Source organism: Pelomonas dachongensis, from assembly GCF_043555865.1.
GTDB lineage: Bacteria > Pseudomonadota > Gammaproteobacteria > Burkholderiales > Burkholderiaceae_C > Pelomonas > Pelomonas dachongensis.
Map to the genome: position 1 here is coordinate 44,375 of NZ_JBIGHY010000011.1, position 15,745 is coordinate 60,119.

Below are 15,745 nucleotides of genomic sequence, written 5' to 3' on the forward strand. Positions count from 1 at the left end.
GACTGTCGGTCACCAAGACAGAAACCCTCACCCCTCCAGCACAAGCCCCTTGACGCCTCCTCGCCCTCGCGAGGGGCGTTTTTAGGGCGGACTGTGCAAAAAGCACTCAAGCCGATCCTCTCGGCCGACGATAAGCATCTCAACGGGTTCGCGATTCATTCGAGGACTTCGTACCAGACGCCTTGTCAACGAAAGGATTGAGCCATGCCCCAGATCATCAACACCAACCTCGCCTCGCTGAATGCCCAACGCAACACGGCGATGTCGCAGTCATCCCTGTCCGTGTCCATGCAGCGCCTGTCTTCAGGCCTGCGTGTGAACTCGGCCAAGGATGACGCGGCCGGCTTGGCCATTGCCGAGCGCATGAACACCCAGGTGCGCGGCATGAACGTCGCCATCCGCAACGCCAACGACGGCATCTCGCTGGCCCAGACGGCCGAAGGCGCGCTGTCCAAGGTGGGCGACTCTCTGCAACGCATGCGTGAACTGGCCGTGCAGTCCCGCAACGCCACCAACACCAGCGCCGACCGCGACTCGCTGGACAAGGAATTCGGCGAACTCGCCAAGGAGATCCAGCGCGTGCTGGGCGGCACCACCTTCAACGGCAAGGCCGTGCTGGCGGCGGAGTCGGGCACTCAGACCTTCCAGGTCGGCGCCAACACGACTGACAACGACCGCATCGACATCACCACCACCGACATGACGACCGCGACGGAGATCACGACCGTCGCCGGCACCGACAACACGGGCGCCAGCCGCGCGGCCATCAATGGCGGGACGCTGACCGATATCGACACGGTCATCACCAACATCGACCTGGCGCTGGACAAGGTCAACGGCGAGCGCGCCACGCTGGGCGCATCGCAGAACCGCTTCGACGCCGTCATCTCCAACCTGCAGGTGGCGGTGGAGAACCAGAGCGCCGCCCGCAGCCGCATCATGGATGCCGACTTCGCGCAGGAAACCGCCAACCTGAGCCGCGCGCAGATCCTGCAGCAGGCCGGTAACACCATGGTGGCCCAGGCCAACCAGCTGCCGCAACAGGTCCTGGCCCTGCTGCGCGGCTGATCGCAGCAATACCGGGCGACGCCGCCCATCTTGACTAGGCATCCGCGCGGCCCTGGCCCAGCCAGGCGCCGCAGCGGCCACCTCGCCACCCCTTCCCCGCCGAGCACGGGCGCGGAGGTTTTGAATAGCCGTGGTTTAACCCGTTGATCGGGCTTTTGCCGGCGGTGCGCATCTCCAGAATTCGGTTCATCGGATCCCGTCTCCATTGGGTCCGGCATCTGTCCCGAGGAGTGCGTAATGCCCCAGACCATCAACACCAACATCGTCTCGCTGAACGCGCAGCGGAACCTGAACGCCTCGCAGTCGTCGCTCTCGACGTCGATGCAGCGTCTGTCGTCCGGCCTGCGGGTGAACTCCGCCAAGGACGATGCCGCCGGCCTGGCCATCGCGGAACGCATGAACACCCAGGTGCGCGGCATGAACGTCGCCATCCGCAATGCCAACGACGGCATCTCGATGGCGCAGACCGCGGAAGGCGCACTCGGCAAGATCGGCGACAACCTGCAGCGGATGCGCGAGCTGACCGTGCAGGCCCGCAACGCCACCAACAGCAACTCCGACAAGGACTCGCTGAACAAGGAATTCGAGCAACTGGGCTCGGAGATCTGGCGCATCATCAACGCCACCACCTTCAACAGCAAACCCATCCTGGCGGACACCGCTGGCGTGGGTGCTGGTGCCGGCCAGACCTTCCAGATCGGCGCGAACACGTCCACCAACGACGTAATCACCGTCGCGGCGCTGGACTTGACGGCCGACGCCACGCTGACAGTCCTCGTCGGAGATGGGTCGACTGCCTCGTTTGCGCGCATCGACAACTCTGCCAGCTTCGACCAGCTTGGCACGGTGATGCAGAACATCGACATCGCGCTGGACACGGTCAACAACACACGCGCCACGTTCGGTGCGATGCAGTCGCGCTTCGACGCCGTCATCTCCAACCTGCAGGTGGCCGTGGAGAACCAGGCCGCCGCGCGCAGCCGCATCATGGACGCCGACTTCGCCCAAGAAACCGCCAACCTGAGCCGGGCCCAGATCCTGCAACAGGCGGGCAATGCGATGGTGGCGCAGGCCAACCAGCTGCCGCAGCAGGTGCTGTCGCTACTGCAACGTTAAAAAATTCTCACTCCGGGCCTCAAGTTCCGGAAACACAGGCCGATATCGCCAGGGCATATCGGCTTTTTTCGTTTGTGTACCGTGCCCGCTTCCTGAAGAATGGCGGGACCCACCTCTGGACAGCAGCCCTTCCACACCATGGCAACGATCACCTCCGCCGGACTCGGCAGCGGCCTCAATGTTGAGGAGCTGGTGGCCAAGCTCGTCTCCCTTGAACGCACGCCCATCACCCAGCTGACGAAGCGCACGGATGGCTTGAAGACCGAGCTGTCCGCCTTCGGCAAGGTGCAAAGCGCCCTGTCGACGCTGCGCGACGCGGCCAACAAGCTCACGTCGCCCAGCAGCTGGGCCGGCACGCTGGCCACCTCCAGCGACCCGACATCCGTCAGCGTCACCGCCGGCGAGGGGGCCGCCATCGGCAACCTGTCGGTGGAAGTACAGGCCCTGGCCCAGTCGCAGACGCTGGTGGGCAGCACCACTTATACGAATGCCGCATCCACCGTCGGCCAGGGCAGCCTGACCATCACCTTGGGCAGCTGGGGCGCCAACAACGCCAGCTTCACCGACAAGGCCGGCGCCACGCCGATCACCGTCAACATCGGCCCCGGCCAGGACACGCTGACCGGCATCCGCGATGCCATCAATGCCGCCGGCGCCGGCGTCACCGCGTCCATCATCAACGACGCCAGCGGCGCCCGGCTGTCGCTGCGCTCCACGACCAGCGGCGCGGCCAACGGCTTTCGCATCGAGTCCACCGGCGGCCTGGCCGACCTGAGCTATGACCCCCGGGTGGGCGTGTCGTCGCTGACGCAGACGCTGCCGGCGCAAAACGCCCGCGCCCTGATCAACGGCATCGAGGTCAGCTCCGAGTCCAACACGCTGAAGGCCGCCATCGACGGCCTCAACATCACGCTGCTGAAACAGACCACCTTCCCGGCCAGCATCGCCGTGACGCAGGACAAGGACTCGATCAAGAAGCTCATCACCGACTTCACGACCGCGTACAACGCCGTCAACGCGCTGCTGCGCGAGCAGACCAAGTACGACGCCGGCAGCAACACCGCCGGTGCGCTGCAGGGCGACTCCACGGCCAACGGCCTGCAGGCGCAGCTGCGCGGCATCATCGGCGGCGCCACCACCCTGGGCGGCACGATGAACCGCCTGGCCCAGATCGGCCTGGACCCGGGCAGCGACGGCAACATCAAGCTGTCCGAGACCAAGCTCAACACGTCGCTGAACGACCTGGACAGCCTGAAGCAGATGTTCATGGGCCTGGACACCGGCGACGACAGCAACAACGGCTTCGCGCAGCGCATGCGCAGCTTCATCGACGGCGCGCTGGGCACCGAAGGCGCCGTGTCCAGCCGCCAGGCCGGGCTGAAGAAGCTGATCGACAACAACAACAAGCGTTCCGACCAGCTGGAAGACCGCGTCGCGCTGACCGAGGCGCGGCTGCGCGCCCGCTACACGGCGCTGGACACGCAGATGGCCAAGCTCAACGGCCTGTCCAACTACGTGAGTCAGCAGCTGTCCACGCTGAACCTGAACGGCAATTGACGCCGCGGCGCTTGCGCGGCTCCAGCGACAACGGCGACCTGCGGGTCGCCGTTTTTCATGGCGGGTGCAGCGGTTGAACAAGCGCACAGTTCCGGTCATCTTCGTGGGATGTGCGACTCAAGTCGGCGCGCCAGAGGCCGAAAAACAGTCAACGCGACGAAGCAACCCCACACACCATGTACGGCAACATGTCTTCCCCCTTCGCAGCCCGCAACCAGCGCGCCACCCTGTACGCCAAGGTCGGCCTGGAAACCGACGTGCAGGCGGCCAGCCCGCACCGCCTCGTGACCATGCTGTTCGACGGCGTGTTCGAGGCGATGGCGCAGGCCACCCAGGCCATCCAGGCCGGCAACGTCGAGCTCAAGGGCCGGGCCCTGTTGCGCGCCGTGCGCATCCTGGACGAAGGCCTGCGCGCCGCGCTGGACCTGTCCGCCGGCCAGCTCGCCACCGACTTGCGCGAGCTGTATGGCTACGTTTGCATGCGCCTGACGCACGCCAACCTGAAGAACGATCCGGCAGCCATCGAGGAATGCCAGCGCCTGCTGACACCGGTGCGCGAGGCCTGGAGCGCCATCGGCCAAAGCCCGGCCGCACAAGGGGCGCCCGCCGCCCGTGCCGCCTGAGACCCGTCGTTCAGCGACCTACCGCTTACCGGTGATCCCGCAATGAATTCCGAACTGCTGAACTACTACGAAGCCATCGAGCAGGCCAGCGCCGACATGCTGTCGGCCGCCCGCACCGGCAACTGGGACGAAGTCGTCAAGCTCGAAGGCGCCTGCGTGCTGCTGATCTCGCAGCTGAAGTCCGCCGCCGCGCAGCGCCATCTGGCACCGGGCGAATCTCAGCTGAAGACGCGCATCATGCAGCGCATCCTGCTGAACGACGCCGAGATCCGCCACCTGGCCGAACCGTGGCTGGAGGACCTGGATCAGGTGTTGAAGGGCAAGAGCCGGATGGTCCATTGAGCCCCCCGTCTGGTCTCGCCTGCTGAACGCGGCGAGTCCAGCCGGTCTTGCAGACCGCGCTGCGCCAGCGGCGCAGCCCTTGGGCAGGCACATCGCGCCCACTCGGCGCAATGTGTCCGGCCTCAGCCCCCGAGGGGACGGCGATGCTCGCGGGAATACCCCGCTCGCACATCGCCAAGGCGGGCCGGCTTGGGAGCGGCCCGGCGCTCGGCCCGCAAACACCGCACGCACGACTACCATTCCCGCATGTCTGCCCCTCCAGCCGCCCCCGAGGAATTCCGCGTTGCCGCGTCCGCCGAGATCGCGGCCTATCTGCAGCAGCTGCAGCGTGACCACGTGACCGTGCTGCTGAGCGGGCCGCCGGGCTGGAGCCTGTCGAGCCGGGTGACCGCGCTGGACGTGGCGGCCGGCGTGATCGGGCTGGACATCGGCGCCGATCCCGAAGGCATCAGCCAGGCGCTGGTCGCGGGTGGCGAGATCACCGGCGTGGCCTACCTGGGCGCCATCCGGCTGCAGTTCGAGCTGGACGACGCGGTGCTCGTCAGCGGCGCCCAGGGCGCCGTGCTGCGCAGCAGCCTGCCCGAACGGCTCTACCGCTTCCAGCGCCGCCAGTCCTTCCGCGTCCAGCCCGCCGGCACGCTCTACCCGCGCGTGGTCCTGCCCGGCGGCGAGACGCCCGGCCAGGCGCTGCGCGTGCTGGACCTCAGCATCGGCGGCCTGGCCCTGACGCTGCCGGCCGACACCGCATCGCCGCTGGCCCTGGGCCACGCCACGCCGGCGCTGGTCCTGGAGCTGGATCGCATCACCGCGCTGCGCGTGACGCTGCTCCCCCATCACGTCAGCCCGATCACCGGCGACGCCGCCGGCACCCAGCAGCTGGGCTGCGCGTTCGTCGACCTCGACACGTCGGCCACGCGCACGCTGCAGGTCTACGTGGACCAGACGCAGAAGCGCCGCCGACTGCTGAAGCTCGATCTATGAACCCTGCAACCTCGCCGGCCCCGGCCGACCGCCGGGCCACATCCCAGGCGCCGCGAGTCATCTCGCGAACCGGGCGTGTTCGCTCCCGCGCCGCCGGGCAAGGCTTCACGCTGATCGAGGTGGGCATCGTCATGGCCGTGATGGCCATCCTGGCCGCGGTGGCCATCCCGAGCTACATGGAGCATGTGGCCCGCCAGCGGCTGCGCCTGGTGGCCGAGCAGCTGGAACAGGACCTGCGCCGCGCCCGCGCGCTGAGCGTGAACGAGGGCCGCAACATCAGTGTCAGCTTCCGCAGCGGTGCGCAATGGTGCTGGGGCACCAGTCGGCAGGGTCCGTGCGACTGCGCGGCGGAACAGTCGCGCTGCGAGCTGGCCGGCATGAGCTGGCGCAACAGCAAGGGCGTGCTGCTGCAGTCCGGCCAAGGCATCACCTTCGAAGGCGGGCTGGGCCGGGCTCTCGGCTGGTCGCGCATCGGCCTCTCTAACGAGCGCAACCAGCAGCTGTCCATCGACCTGAACCCGCTGGGACGGCCGCAGATCTGCGGCGTCGACGCACGCAAAGGCAGTTGCTGAACCCGGGCCGAGCGCCGGGCCGCCCCAAGCCGGCCCTCTCTGGCGATGTGCGAGCGGCTCCATGCCGCGAGCATCGCCGCCCCCCGGGAGGCCGATCAGGCTCGCCCGCGTGCAGCGCGGCGAGACTGGGCGAGGGGCGCGTCAGACCTGCATGTTCATGATTTCCGAGTAGGCCGACACCAGCCGGTTGCGCACCTGCAGCGTCGCCTGAAAGCCGATCTGGGCCTTCTGCATGGCCACCATGGTCTCTTCCAGGCTGACGGTGGGGTTGTCCAGCTGCACCTCGCGCTGCAGCCGCGACACCTCCTTCTGTTGGGCGCTGACGTTCTTCAGCGCCTGCGTCATCGCGTCGCCGAAGCTCGCGCCCTGCGGCGCCGCCGGCTTCACGGACAGCGGCTGGCCATTGACCCCCAGACCCGCGCGGGCGGCGGCCTGGGCGAAATCGAAGGGGCGCAGCTTCATGTCCATGGTGCGGCACTTTGGCAGCAAGCCCTTCGCGCGAAACCCGAAGATGCACGCCCACCGTCGGCTACTTCGGCGCTTTCTTGAGGGTGGCGACACGAATAATTTGCGGCATCGGCCCCTGCTGGGGCCCTCCCTCTGCACTGGCCCCTTTCGATGGACAACGCCCTGAGCGCCCCTGCTGCTGCCGCCCCGGTGATGATCACCCCGGCCGACACCGCGCCGCCCACCTTCGTGCAGCGCATCAACGGCTTGCCGCTGCGCAACAAGCTGACCATGGGCGTGGGTCTGCTGGCGCTGGCCGGTGCGGTACTGGCCGTCACGCTGTGGTCGTCGCAAGGCGACTACCGCCCGCTGTACAGCGGCCTGTCCGACAAGGACGGCGGCGCCGTCATCAACCAGTTGTCGGCGCTGCAGGTGCCCTACAAGCACGAGGCCGGCGGCACCATCCTCGTGCCGGCCAGCCAGGTCTACGAACTGCGCATGAAACTGGCCGCCCAGGGCCTGCCCAAGGGCGGCAACGGCAACACCGTGGGCTTCGAGCTGATGGACAAGAGCTCCATCGGCCAGACCCAGTTCAATGAGCGCCTGAACTTCCAGCGCGCCCTGGAAGGCGAGCTGACGCGCACCATCACTGCGATGGCCGACGTGGCCGACGCCCGCGTGCACCTGGCCATCCCGCAGCAGAACGGCTTCTTCCGCGAGCAGCAAAAACCCAGCGCCAGCGTCGTGCTGACGCTGCGCGGCGGCCGCACGCTGGACCGCAACCAGGTCGCCGGCATCGTCCACCTGGTCTCCAACGCGGTGCCCGAACTGCACCCCAAGGCCGTCAGCGTGATGGACCAGACGGGCGCGCTGCTGTCGCAGACCGGCGCCGACCCCGCCACCGGGCTGGACAGCCTGCAGCTGCAGTACAAGCAGCAGGTCGAGGCGGGTTTCAACAAGCGCATCTTCGAACTGCTGGAACCGGTCGTGGGCCGCGACAACCTGCGCTCCACCGTCACCGCCGACGTGGATTTCTCGCAGACCGAGGCCACCGCCGAGGAGTACCGCCCCAACCAGGGTCCCAACGCGCAGGCCGCGGTGCGCTCCAACCAGACCAGCGAATCCACCAACGGCAATAACGGCCAGCCCACCGGGGTGCCGGGTGCCGCCACCAACCAGCCGCCCGCGCAGGCGGCTGCGCCCATCAACGGCGCCAGCGCGCCGCTGCAGGCCGCCCAGGGCGGCGCCGGCAGCACCAACAACCGCCGCGAGCAGGTCACCAACTACGAGGTCGACAAGACCGTGCGCGTCACACGTGGCGCGGTCGGCAACGTCAAGCGGCTGAACGCGGCCATCGTCGTGAACCACCGCTCGGTGACCGACCCGCGGGGCAAGACGACGACGCAGCCGGTGTCCGCCGAGGAAATCACGCGGCTGACCGACCTGGTCAAGGAGGCGATGGGCTTCAGCGCCGAACGCGGCGACTCGGTCAAGGTCATCAGCGCACCGTTCGTCATCGACAAGACCGAGCCCGCCGACCTGCCGATCTGGAAGCAGCCGTGGCTGCTGGACCTGCTGCGCAGCGCCATCGTGCCGTTCGCCTTCGTCGCGATCGCGCTGATCGCCGTGTTCGGGATGATCCGCCCGGCCATCCGCGCCGCCTATCCGCCCAAGACCGAAGACGCGGTGGACAGCGTCAGCGAGGTCGTCGACGACGCGGAGGTGCTGCCCGGCGCCGACGGCATGCCGCGGCTGGAAGCCCCCATTGACGTCACCAAGCTCGAGCGCGCCCGCGCCATGGCGCGCGACAATCCGGTGGCAGTCGCCAACATCGTGCGCGACTGGATGGCCGGTTCCGCGGCCTGAATCCGAGCTGAACCATGGACGACAAAGGCACCGAGAACGCAGCCATCCTGCTGATGTCGCTGGGCGAGGAAGAAGCCAGCGAGGTCTTCAAGCACCTGTCGCCCAAGGAAGTGCAGGCGCTGGGCGAGACCATCGCCAAGCTCAAAGTCATCAAGCGTGCCCAGGTCGACGAGGTGCTGAGCCGGTTCGACGCCGTCGCCGAGACACAGAGCACGCTGGTGACCGACACCGACGAGTACGTGCGCGCCGTGCTGCGCAAGGCGCTGGGCGAGGACAAGGCCAACCTGCTGCTGGATCGCATCCTGCAGGGCAGCGACGTGTCGTCCATCGAGAGCCTGAAGTGGATGGACCCCGGCTCCGTGGCCGAGCTGCTGCGCAACGAGCACCCGCAGATCATCGCGGCCATCCTGGCCCACCTGGACTACGACCAGACCAGCTCGGTGCTGAAGTTGTTCACCGAGCGCGGGCGCAACGAGGTGCTGATCCGCATCGCCACGCTGGACGGCATCCAGCCGACGGCGTTGAAGGACTTGAACGAGGTCATGAGCCAGATCCTGGCCGGCGGCGAGCGCATGAAGAAGAGCTCGCTGGGCGGCGCCAAGACGGCGGCCGAGATCATCAACATGATGGGCTCCAGCGTGGAGGCCTCGGCGCTGGACTACATCCGCGAAGCCGACTCCGACCTGGCGCAGAAGATCATGGACAACATGTTCACGTTCGACGACGTGAACAAGATCGACGACAAGGGCATCCAGGCGATGCTCAAGGAAGTGCAGAGCGAGAGCCTCATCGTCGCGCTCAAGGGCGCCAGCGTGGAGCTGCGCGAAAAGATCTTCCGCAACATGTCCACGCGCGCCGCCGAGACGCTGCGCGAGGACCTGGACACCCGCGGCCCGGTGCGGCTGTCGGAGGTCGAAGCCGAGCAGAAGGAAATGCTGAAGATCGTGCGCCGCCTCGTCGACGAGGGCCAGATCGTCCTCGCTGGCGGCGGTGACGATCAATTTGTCTGATCATGGTCACTCGACAACCGCCCCGGCAAGTCCCACCGCCCGACCGCCGCGAGGGTGACCGCCGCGGCAGCTATGCGCGCTTCATCCCCGGCGAGGAGGTGCAGGGCGCCAAGGCCTGGAGCCTGGACAACCTGGGCGACACCCCGCCCTCCCCGTTCGCGCCGATGCGGCCCACGCCGGCGGCAGCAGCGCAGCCCCCGGCTGCAGCGCCTGCGGCAGAGCCACCGCCGCCGCCCACGCCCGACGTGCAGGAGCAGCTGCACGCCGCCCGGCAAAGCGGCTACCAGGACGGCTACCGCGACGGCATGGCGGCGCTGGACGCGTTCAAGCACAGCTTCGCGCAGCAGGTCAGCGCCCAGGTGGGCCAGCTCGTGAAGAGCTTCGACGCCGAGATGCAGGCGCTGGAAGGCGGCATGGCCCAGTCGCTGGCTCGCGTCGCCGTCGAGCTGGCCCGCCAGGTCGTGCGCAGCGAGCTGGAGCAGCGGCCGGATCTGATCTCGCGCGTCGCACACGACGCCGTCGAGGCGCTGCAGCTGTCCGCCCGCCATGTGCGCGTGCGCGTGCACCCTGACGACTTCCCGCTCGTGCAGGCCGGCGCCGGCAACGAGCTGCAGGCGCGCGAGGCGCAGCTCATCCCCGACCCCGAAGTCGCGCGGGGCGGCGTCAAGGTCGATGCCGACGTCGCCAGCGTGGACGCCACCATCGCGGCGCGCTGGCAGCAGGCCGTCTCCAGCATCGGCCAGCGCGCCATCTGGGAAGACCGCCGCGGCGACACGGCGGCCGAAGCCGACGCCGAATGAGCGCCTCCCGCACGGACCGCTGGCAACGCTACCTGTCCGACCTGGAGACGCTGGCCGGCAACACCGCGCCGCTGGAGTCGCACGGCAAGCTGGTGCGCGTGGCCGGCCTGGTGCTGGAAGCCACCGGAATCAAGGTGCCCCTGGGCTCGGTGTGTCGCATCCAGATGCCCAGCAGCGGCAGCAACCCACGCCGCGGCGCAGCACCTGTGAACGCCGAGGTGGTCGGCTTCTCGGGCGACCGCGCCTACCTGATGCCCACCGACGAGGTGCAAGGCCTGTCCAGCGGCGCCACCGTCGTGCCCCGCCACCTGCCGCCGCTGGCGCCGCAGCTGGGTCAGCCGTTGCACCCGTGGCGCCGCGGCGAGGACCGCGGGCTGCACCTGCCCATGGGTGACGGCCTGCTGGGCCGTGTGGTGGACCCGCACGGCCACCCGCTGGACCGCCGCGGCGACCTCGCCAGCATCCACAACGAGCCCATGGTGCGCCGCCCCATCAACGCGATGGACCGCGACCCGGTGCGCACGCCGCTGGACACCGGCGTGCGTGCCATCAACGCGCTGCTGACAGTGGGCCGCGGCCAGCGCCTGGGCCTGTTCGCCGGCACGGGCGTCGGCAAGTCGGTGCTGCTGGGCATGATGGCACGCTACACGCAGGCCGACGTCATCGTCGTGGGCCTCATCGGCGAGCGCGGCCGCGAGGTGAAGGAATTCATCGAGGACATCCTCGGCGAGCAAGGTCTCAAGCGCAGCGTCGTCGTCGCCGCACCGGCCGACGCGCCGCCGCTGATGCGCATGCAGGGCGCGCACTACGCCACCGCCATCGCTGAGCACTTCCGCGACGAAGGCCGCCACGTGCTGCTGCTGATGGACAGCCTGACCCGCTACGCGATGGCGCAACGCGAGATTGCACTGGCCATCGGCGAGCCGCCGGCCACCAAGGGCTACCCGCCCAGCTGCTTCGCCAAGCTGCCGCAACTGGTGGAGCGCAGCGGCAACGGCCTGCCCGGCGAAGGCTCCATCACGGCCTTTTACACGGTGCTGACCGAAGGCGACGACCCGCAGGACCCGATCGCCGACGCGGCACGCGGCATCCTGGACGGGCACATCGTGCTGAGCCGCGAGCTGGCCGAGAGCGGCCACTACCCGGCCATCGACATCGAGCGTTCCATCTCGCGGGTGATGACCAGTGTTGCACCCCAAAACCAGGTCGATTCCGCGCGTCGATTCCGCCAACTTCTGGCGAAATACAACAAGGCCCGCGACCTGATCCAGCTCGGCGCCTATGCCCCGGGCGCGGACCCCGAGCTGGACCTGGCCGTTCGCCTGCATGCCGACATGACGCGGCTGCTGCAGCAGGACATGCACAGCCCGGCACTTCTTCACGCCAGCGTCAATCAATTGCAGGCCGTCGTCCAGGGCGCTTGAAGTTCGAGCGCGGGTCGCCGATATCGACTGTGCACCTGGCCGTCCGGCCGGTGCCGAGCTGGAGTCTTGAATGAGTGCATCTACGCTGATCCTGTTGCTGGAACGTGCCGAATCCGAGCGCGACGCCGCGGCGCAGGCCTTGCAGGCGGCGAGCACCCAGGCGCAGACCGCCCGCGCCCAGCGCGACGGACTGTCCGGCTACCGCCAGGAGTACCAGCAGCGCTGGACGCAGAGCTTTGCGCAGGGCACGACGATGAGCATCGTGGACTGCTACCAGAGCTTCGGCCAGCGGCTGGACCAAGCCGTGGACACGCAAGGCCACGTCGTCAACCACGCGGACCAGCGCCAGGTGCGTGCGCGCGACGCCCTGCGCCAGGCCGAGTTGCGCGTCGCCGCGCTGCGCCAGCTGATCGCGCGTCGCCAGGCCGAGGCCGCCAAAGCCGACGAGCGCCGAGAGCAGCGCGCCGCCGACGAGTTTGCCGCGCGTGCCCACCTGCGCCGCCACCAGCACGCGCCGGTCTGAGCCATGCACACCGCCCCGTCCATCGCCCCCAAGCCCGCCGCCCTGCCGCCGGCCATGCCGGCCCCCGCGGCGGCCAACCCGGCCAGCGCCGGCCCCAGCTTCGCGCAGTTCCTGAACGTGCAGGCCGCGCCACCGCCAGCCGAACCCAAGCCTGCCGCTCCCGAGGCGGCGCCGGCACCGGCCAACGCGCAGCGCAAGGCCGCGCAGGCCACGCCGCCGGCCAAAACCGCCAAATCCGCCGAGCCGGATGCCAAGGCCGCCACCAAAGCCCCAGCCGACTCCGACGCCAAGACCGTGGCGGCCCAGGACGCCGCTGAGCCGGCCGACGACGATGCGCCCGCCACCGACGGCCTCAGCGAGTTCACACAGCTGATCGGCATCGCGCCGGCCACGCCCCCCGCCAGCCCCGCCGAGGCCGCGACCGCCGCCGGCGCCGCCCCTCGCGGCACCCGCGCTGCCGCCGACAAGGCCGATGACGCGACCTCCGGCCGCACCGTGGGTGCCATCCGCGCGCAGGACGACGACGAGACGGCCTCCACCGGCCGCCCCGCCGACACCACCACCACAGCGCGCGCCAAGGCCGCCGAACTGCGCGCCGACCACGCCGCCGCCCGCCGCGACACCGACGCCACCCAGGCGAGCACCACCGCGGCCCAGGCCCAGGCCCAGCCGCATGCCCCGCCCGCCGAGGCCGCCCCCCCCAGCTTTGCCGCGGTGCTGGCCCAGGCGCTGCCCGCCAACGCCGCCCGGCCCGACGCCGGCCCGGCAGTCACTGAAAGCCGCTTGCACGCGCCGCTGCACAGCCCGGCGTTCGCGCCCGAGATGGCCGGCCGCATCAGCCTGCTGGCCGTCGACGGCGTGCAGCAGGCGCAGTTGCAGCTCAATCCGGCCGACATGGGCCCGGTGTCCGTGCAGATCGTCGTGGACGGCTCGCAGGCGCAGGTGTCCTTCCACGCGGCCCAGGCCGAGACGCGCGCTGCGCTGGAGCAGAGCCTTCCCGAGCTGGCCGCCGCGCTGCAGGGCCAGGGCCTGACGCTGTCTGGCGGGGGCGTCTTCCAGCAGCCCGCGCGTGACAACGGTCACGGTTCGGGCGAGGCACCGGCCGGTGCCGGGGCCGCCGGCAATGGCGACCTCAGCGGGGATGGCGACATGGCCCGCAGCGCTGCCGCGGCACCGGCGCGCCGCAGCGTGGGCCTGCTCGACACATTCGCCTGAGCCTGAAGCGGGAATAGCCCCGCCCCGGCGCACCTAATCGGCGGTTGTGTCCGGGGTCCCGGGTCAATAATCAGGCGAAGAGTTGCCCACCTTGCGTGGTGGGCCGGGACGTTCAAGGAGCTTTCATGGCCACTGCGCCAGCTGCCGACAACGCCGCGCCCAAGGGCGGCGGCAACAAGAAGCTGATCATCATCCTCGCGGCCGTGGTGCTGCTGGTCGTGCTCGGCGGCGGTGCGGCGTTGCTGCTGCTGAAGAAGAAGCCCGTCGAAGAAGGCGAGGACGGTGCCGAGGCCGAGACCCACGCGCCCAAGGCCAAGGCCAAGCCCAAGAGCGACCACCCGCCCACCTTTGTGCCGCTGGACCCCTTCACGGTCAACCTGGCCGACAAGGACGTGGACCGCTTCGCGCAGATCGGCGTCACGCTGGAGGTCGAGGACCCCAAGTTCGCCGAGCAGATCAAGGCCTACATGCCCGCCATCCGCAGCAACGTGCTGATGGTGCTGTCGCACAAGACCGCCGCCGAACTGCTGACGCGCGAGGGCAAGGAGAAGCTCGCCAAGGACATCATGCGCGAGTCCGTGCGCCCCATGGGCATCGAGCTGGAAGACGAAGACGAGGAAGAGCCGCCGGCCGACGCGCCCAAGAAGAAGAAAAAGAAGAAGAAGGTGCAGGTCGAGAGCCCGGTGACGCAGGTGCTCTTCTCCAACTTCATCGTGCAGTGACCGCAGATTCAACATCATGAATCAGCAGATCCTTTCCCAAGACGAAGTCGATGCGCTGCTCCAGGGCATCACCGGCGAGAGCCAGAAGCTCGAGCAGGAGGAGGAGCAGGTTGGTGGCATCCGCGAGTACAACCTCGCGAGCCAGGAACGCATCGTCCGTGGGCGCATGCCCACGATGGAGATCATCAACGAGCGGTTCGCGCGCAACATCCGCGTCGGCCTGTTCAACTTCATCCGCAAGAGCCCGGAAGTCGCCATCGGCGGCATCAAGGTGCAGAAGTACTCGGCCTTCCTGCGCGAGATCGTCGTCCCGACCAACTTCAACATCGTCTCGGTGAAGCCGCTGCGCGGCTCGGGGCTGATCGTCTGCGACCCGACGCTGGTGTTTGCCGTCATCGACTCGCTATTCGGCGGCATCGGCAAGTTCCACGCGCGCATCGAGGGCCGCGACTTCTCGCCCACCGAGCAGCGCGTCATCACCCGCATCGTCGAGGTCATCCTCGCCGAGTACCACAAGGCCTGGAAGGGCATCTATCCGCTGGAGCTGGAGTACCAGCGCTCGGAGATGCAGCCCCAGTTCGCCAACATCGCCACGCCGAGCGAGATCGTCGTGTCGACATCGTTCACGCTGGAGATCGGCGAGACCAGCGGCACCATCTATTTCTGCATCCCGTACTCGACGCTGGAGCCCATCCGCGATGTGCTGTATTCGACGACGGTCGGCGACTCCTCGGAGCCCGACCGCCGCTGGATCAACCTGCTGAAGCACCAGATCCAGGACGCCGAGGTCGAGCTGGTGGCCGAGCTGGGTACCGCGCCGGCCACGGTCGAGCAGTTGCTGGCGTTCAAGCCGGGCGACTTCATCGAGCTGGACCTGGACCCGATGATCCAGACCAAGGTGGACGGCGTGCCCGTTTTCGAATGCCACTACGGCACCTCCAACGGCAAGTACGCCCTCAAGATCGACAAGATGCTGACCGGCTCTCAAGAGAGCTGGCTGGGAGCCAAACATGAGTCCTGATTCACCCAGCCAAGAAGAACAAGACGCAATGGCGGCCGAATGGGCCGCGGCGCTGGCCGAGGCCGCGCCCGCGCCGTCCGTCGCGTCCGAGGTGATGGCCGAGCCGGAGCAGGTCTCCACGCCCAGCTTCGCCAACTTCACGCCGACCACCGGCGTGGGGCCTGGCAACGACATCAACATGATCCTGGACATCCCCGTCCAGCTGACCGTTGAACTGGGCCGCACCCGCATCCCGATCAAGAACATCCTGCAGCTGGCCCAGGGCTCGGTCGTGGAGCTGGACGCGCTGGCCGGCGAGCCGATGGACGTGCTGGTCAACGGCTACTTGATCGCCCAGGGCGAGGTGGTGGTGGTGAACGACAAATTCGGCATCCGGCTGACAGACATCGTCACGCCGTCTGAGCGCATGCGTCGCCTCAGCAAGGCCGCCTGACCGCAGCACCAGTCAACGGACAAGG

At 68.6% G+C, this 15,745-nt stretch carries 17 protein-coding genes; 16 read left to right on the plus strand and 1 reads right to left on the minus strand.

The annotated features are described in order from the left end of the window. The first annotated feature begins 204 nt into the window (after positions 1 to 204). The 7 genes from ACG02S_RS22905 (at position 205) to ACG02S_RS22935 (ending at position 6,259) form a co-directional block, all read left to right on the plus strand. Positions 205 to 1,068, plus strand: coding sequence for a flagellin N-terminal helical domain-containing protein (locus ACG02S_RS22905; protein ID WP_394472818.1), 864 nt, complete (start codon positions 205 to 207; stop codon positions 1,066 to 1,068). Positions 1,069 to 1,305: 237 nt separating this feature from the next. Beyond that, complete coding sequence (locus ACG02S_RS22910) at positions 1,306 to 2,184, plus strand: flagellin N-terminal helical domain-containing protein (RefSeq protein ID WP_394472819.1); 879 nt, start codon at positions 1,306 to 1,308, stop codon at positions 2,182 to 2,184. A gap of 138 nt (positions 2,185 to 2,322) precedes the next feature. After that, the gene (gene fliD / locus ACG02S_RS22915; protein WP_394472820.1) at positions 2,323 to 3,741 is read left to right on the plus strand and encodes a flagellar filament capping protein FliD; all 1,419 of its coding nucleotides are present in this window, start codon (positions 2,323 to 2,325) and stop codon (positions 3,739 to 3,741) included. 188 nt (positions 3,742 to 3,929) lie between these two features. Then, entirely contained in the window at positions 3,930 to 4,364 is a 435-nt protein-coding gene (fliS, locus tag ACG02S_RS22920) for a flagellar export chaperone FliS (protein ID WP_394472821.1), read from the plus strand. Between the two features lie 42 nt (positions 4,365 to 4,406). Continuing rightward, the gene (locus ACG02S_RS22925) at positions 4,407 to 4,706 is read left to right on the plus strand and encodes a flagellar protein FliT (RefSeq protein WP_394472822.1); all 300 of its coding nucleotides are present in this window, start codon (positions 4,407 to 4,409) and stop codon (positions 4,704 to 4,706) included. 246 nt (positions 4,707 to 4,952) lie between these two features. After that, complete coding sequence (locus ACG02S_RS22930; RefSeq protein ID WP_394472823.1) at positions 4,953 to 5,687, plus strand: flagellar brake protein; 735 nt, start codon at positions 4,953 to 4,955, stop codon at positions 5,685 to 5,687. After that, positions 5,684 to 6,259, plus strand: coding sequence for a pilus assembly FimT family protein (locus ACG02S_RS22935; protein WP_394472824.1), 576 nt, complete (start codon positions 5,684 to 5,686; stop codon positions 6,257 to 6,259). Before ACG02S_RS22930 ends, ACG02S_RS22935 begins: the two co-directional genes overlap by 4 nt. A 141-nt stretch (positions 6,260 to 6,400) precedes the next feature. Here the strand turns inward: ACG02S_RS22935 and fliE are convergent, their stop codons facing one another. Then, positions 6,401 to 6,727 (minus strand): flagellar hook-basal body complex protein FliE, encoded by a 327-nt coding sequence (fliE, locus tag ACG02S_RS22940; RefSeq protein ID WP_394472825.1) that lies wholly within the window; start codon positions 6,725 to 6,727, stop codon positions 6,401 to 6,403. Between the two features lie 192 nt (positions 6,728 to 6,919). On the opposite strand from fliE, the gene fliF reads away from it, so the two are divergent. From fliF to fliN, 9 genes are all read left to right on the plus strand, one after another. Continuing rightward, positions 6,920 to 8,572, plus strand: coding sequence for a flagellar basal-body MS-ring/collar protein FliF (gene fliF, locus ACG02S_RS22945; protein ID WP_394472826.1), 1,653 nt, complete (start codon positions 6,920 to 6,922; stop codon positions 8,570 to 8,572). A 14-nt stretch (positions 8,573 to 8,586) separates the two neighbouring features. Next, complete coding sequence (fliG, locus tag ACG02S_RS22950; RefSeq protein WP_394472827.1) at positions 8,587 to 9,582, plus strand: flagellar motor switch protein FliG; 996 nt, start codon at positions 8,587 to 8,589, stop codon at positions 9,580 to 9,582. Positions 9,583 to 9,584: 2 nt separating this feature from the next. Then, entirely contained in the window at positions 9,585 to 10,382 is a 798-nt protein-coding gene (locus ACG02S_RS22955) for a FliH/SctL family protein (protein WP_394472828.1), read from the plus strand. Further along, on the plus strand, positions 10,379 to 11,806 hold the full coding sequence (gene fliI, locus ACG02S_RS22960) for a flagellar protein export ATPase FliI (RefSeq protein ID WP_394472829.1): 1,428 nt from the start codon (positions 10,379 to 10,381) through the stop codon (positions 11,804 to 11,806). The genes ACG02S_RS22955 and fliI overlap by 4 nt, the downstream gene beginning before the upstream one ends. 70 nt (positions 11,807 to 11,876) lie before the next feature. Next, positions 11,877 to 12,329, plus strand: a complete 453-nt coding sequence (gene fliJ / locus ACG02S_RS22965; RefSeq protein WP_394472830.1) for a flagellar export protein FliJ — start codon at positions 11,877 to 11,879, stop codon at positions 12,327 to 12,329. 3 nt (positions 12,330 to 12,332) lie between these two features. Continuing rightward, a complete protein-coding gene (locus ACG02S_RS22970; protein ID WP_394472831.1) occupies positions 12,333 to 13,544 on the plus strand; it encodes a flagellar hook-length control protein FliK in 1,212 nt (403 codons plus the stop codon). Between the two features lie 125 nt (positions 13,545 to 13,669). Further along, positions 13,670 to 14,266, plus strand: coding sequence for a flagellar basal body-associated FliL family protein (locus ACG02S_RS22975; protein ID WP_394472832.1), 597 nt, complete (start codon positions 13,670 to 13,672; stop codon positions 14,264 to 14,266). A gap of 16 nt (positions 14,267 to 14,282) precedes the next feature. Then, positions 14,283 to 15,287, plus strand: a complete 1,005-nt coding sequence (fliM, locus tag ACG02S_RS22980) for a flagellar motor switch protein FliM (protein ID WP_394472833.1) — start codon at positions 14,283 to 14,285, stop codon at positions 15,285 to 15,287. Then, positions 15,277 to 15,720 carry a flagellar motor switch protein FliN gene (gene fliN, locus ACG02S_RS22985; RefSeq protein WP_394472834.1) on the plus strand — a complete coding sequence of 148 codons (444 nt, stop codon included), beginning with the start codon at positions 15,277 to 15,279 and terminating at the stop codon, positions 15,718 to 15,720. The genes fliM and fliN overlap by 11 nt, the downstream gene beginning before the upstream one ends. Positions 15,721 to 15,745 lie beyond the last annotated feature (25 nt).

Bases quoted from the DNA above. Each gene is read 5' to 3' on its own strand.
- ACG02S_RS22905 (WP_394472818.1), top strand. From the start codon at position 205: ATGCCCCAGATCATCAACACCAACCTCGCCTCGCTGAATGCCCAACGC.
- ACG02S_RS22910 (WP_394472819.1), top strand. From the start codon at position 1,306: ATGCCCCAGACCATCAACACCAACATCGTCTCGCTGAACGCGCAGCGG.
- fliD (WP_394472820.1), top strand. From the start codon at position 2,323: ATGGCAACGATCACCTCCGCCGGACTCGGCAGCGGCCTCAATGTTGAG.
- fliS (WP_394472821.1), top strand. From the start codon at position 3,930: ATGTCTTCCCCCTTCGCAGCCCGCAACCAGCGCGCCACCCTGTACGCC.
- ACG02S_RS22925 (WP_394472822.1), top strand. From the start codon at position 4,407: ATGAATTCCGAACTGCTGAACTACTACGAAGCCATCGAGCAGGCCAGC.
- ACG02S_RS22930 (WP_394472823.1), top strand. From the start codon at position 4,953: ATGTCTGCCCCTCCAGCCGCCCCCGAGGAATTCCGCGTTGCCGCGTCC.
- ACG02S_RS22935 (WP_394472824.1), top strand. From the start codon at position 5,684: ATGAACCCTGCAACCTCGCCGGCCCCGGCCGACCGCCGGGCCACATCC.
- fliE (WP_394472825.1), bottom strand. From the start codon at position 6,727: ATGGACATGAAGCTGCGCCCCTTCGATTTCGCCCAGGCCGCCGCCCGC.
- fliF (WP_394472826.1), top strand. From the start codon at position 6,920: ATGATCACCCCGGCCGACACCGCGCCGCCCACCTTCGTGCAGCGCATC.
- fliG (WP_394472827.1), top strand. From the start codon at position 8,587: ATGGACGACAAAGGCACCGAGAACGCAGCCATCCTGCTGATGTCGCTG.
- ACG02S_RS22955 (WP_394472828.1), top strand. From the start codon at position 9,585: ATGGTCACTCGACAACCGCCCCGGCAAGTCCCACCGCCCGACCGCCGC.
- fliI (WP_394472829.1), top strand. From the start codon at position 10,379: ATGAGCGCCTCCCGCACGGACCGCTGGCAACGCTACCTGTCCGACCTG.
- fliJ (WP_394472830.1), top strand. From the start codon at position 11,877: ATGAGTGCATCTACGCTGATCCTGTTGCTGGAACGTGCCGAATCCGAG.
- ACG02S_RS22970 (WP_394472831.1), top strand. From the start codon at position 12,333: ATGCACACCGCCCCGTCCATCGCCCCCAAGCCCGCCGCCCTGCCGCCG.
- ACG02S_RS22975 (WP_394472832.1), top strand. From the start codon at position 13,670: ATGGCCACTGCGCCAGCTGCCGACAACGCCGCGCCCAAGGGCGGCGGC.
- fliM (WP_394472833.1), top strand. From the start codon at position 14,283: ATGAATCAGCAGATCCTTTCCCAAGACGAAGTCGATGCGCTGCTCCAG.
- fliN (WP_394472834.1), top strand. From the start codon at position 15,277: ATGAGTCCTGATTCACCCAGCCAAGAAGAACAAGACGCAATGGCGGCC.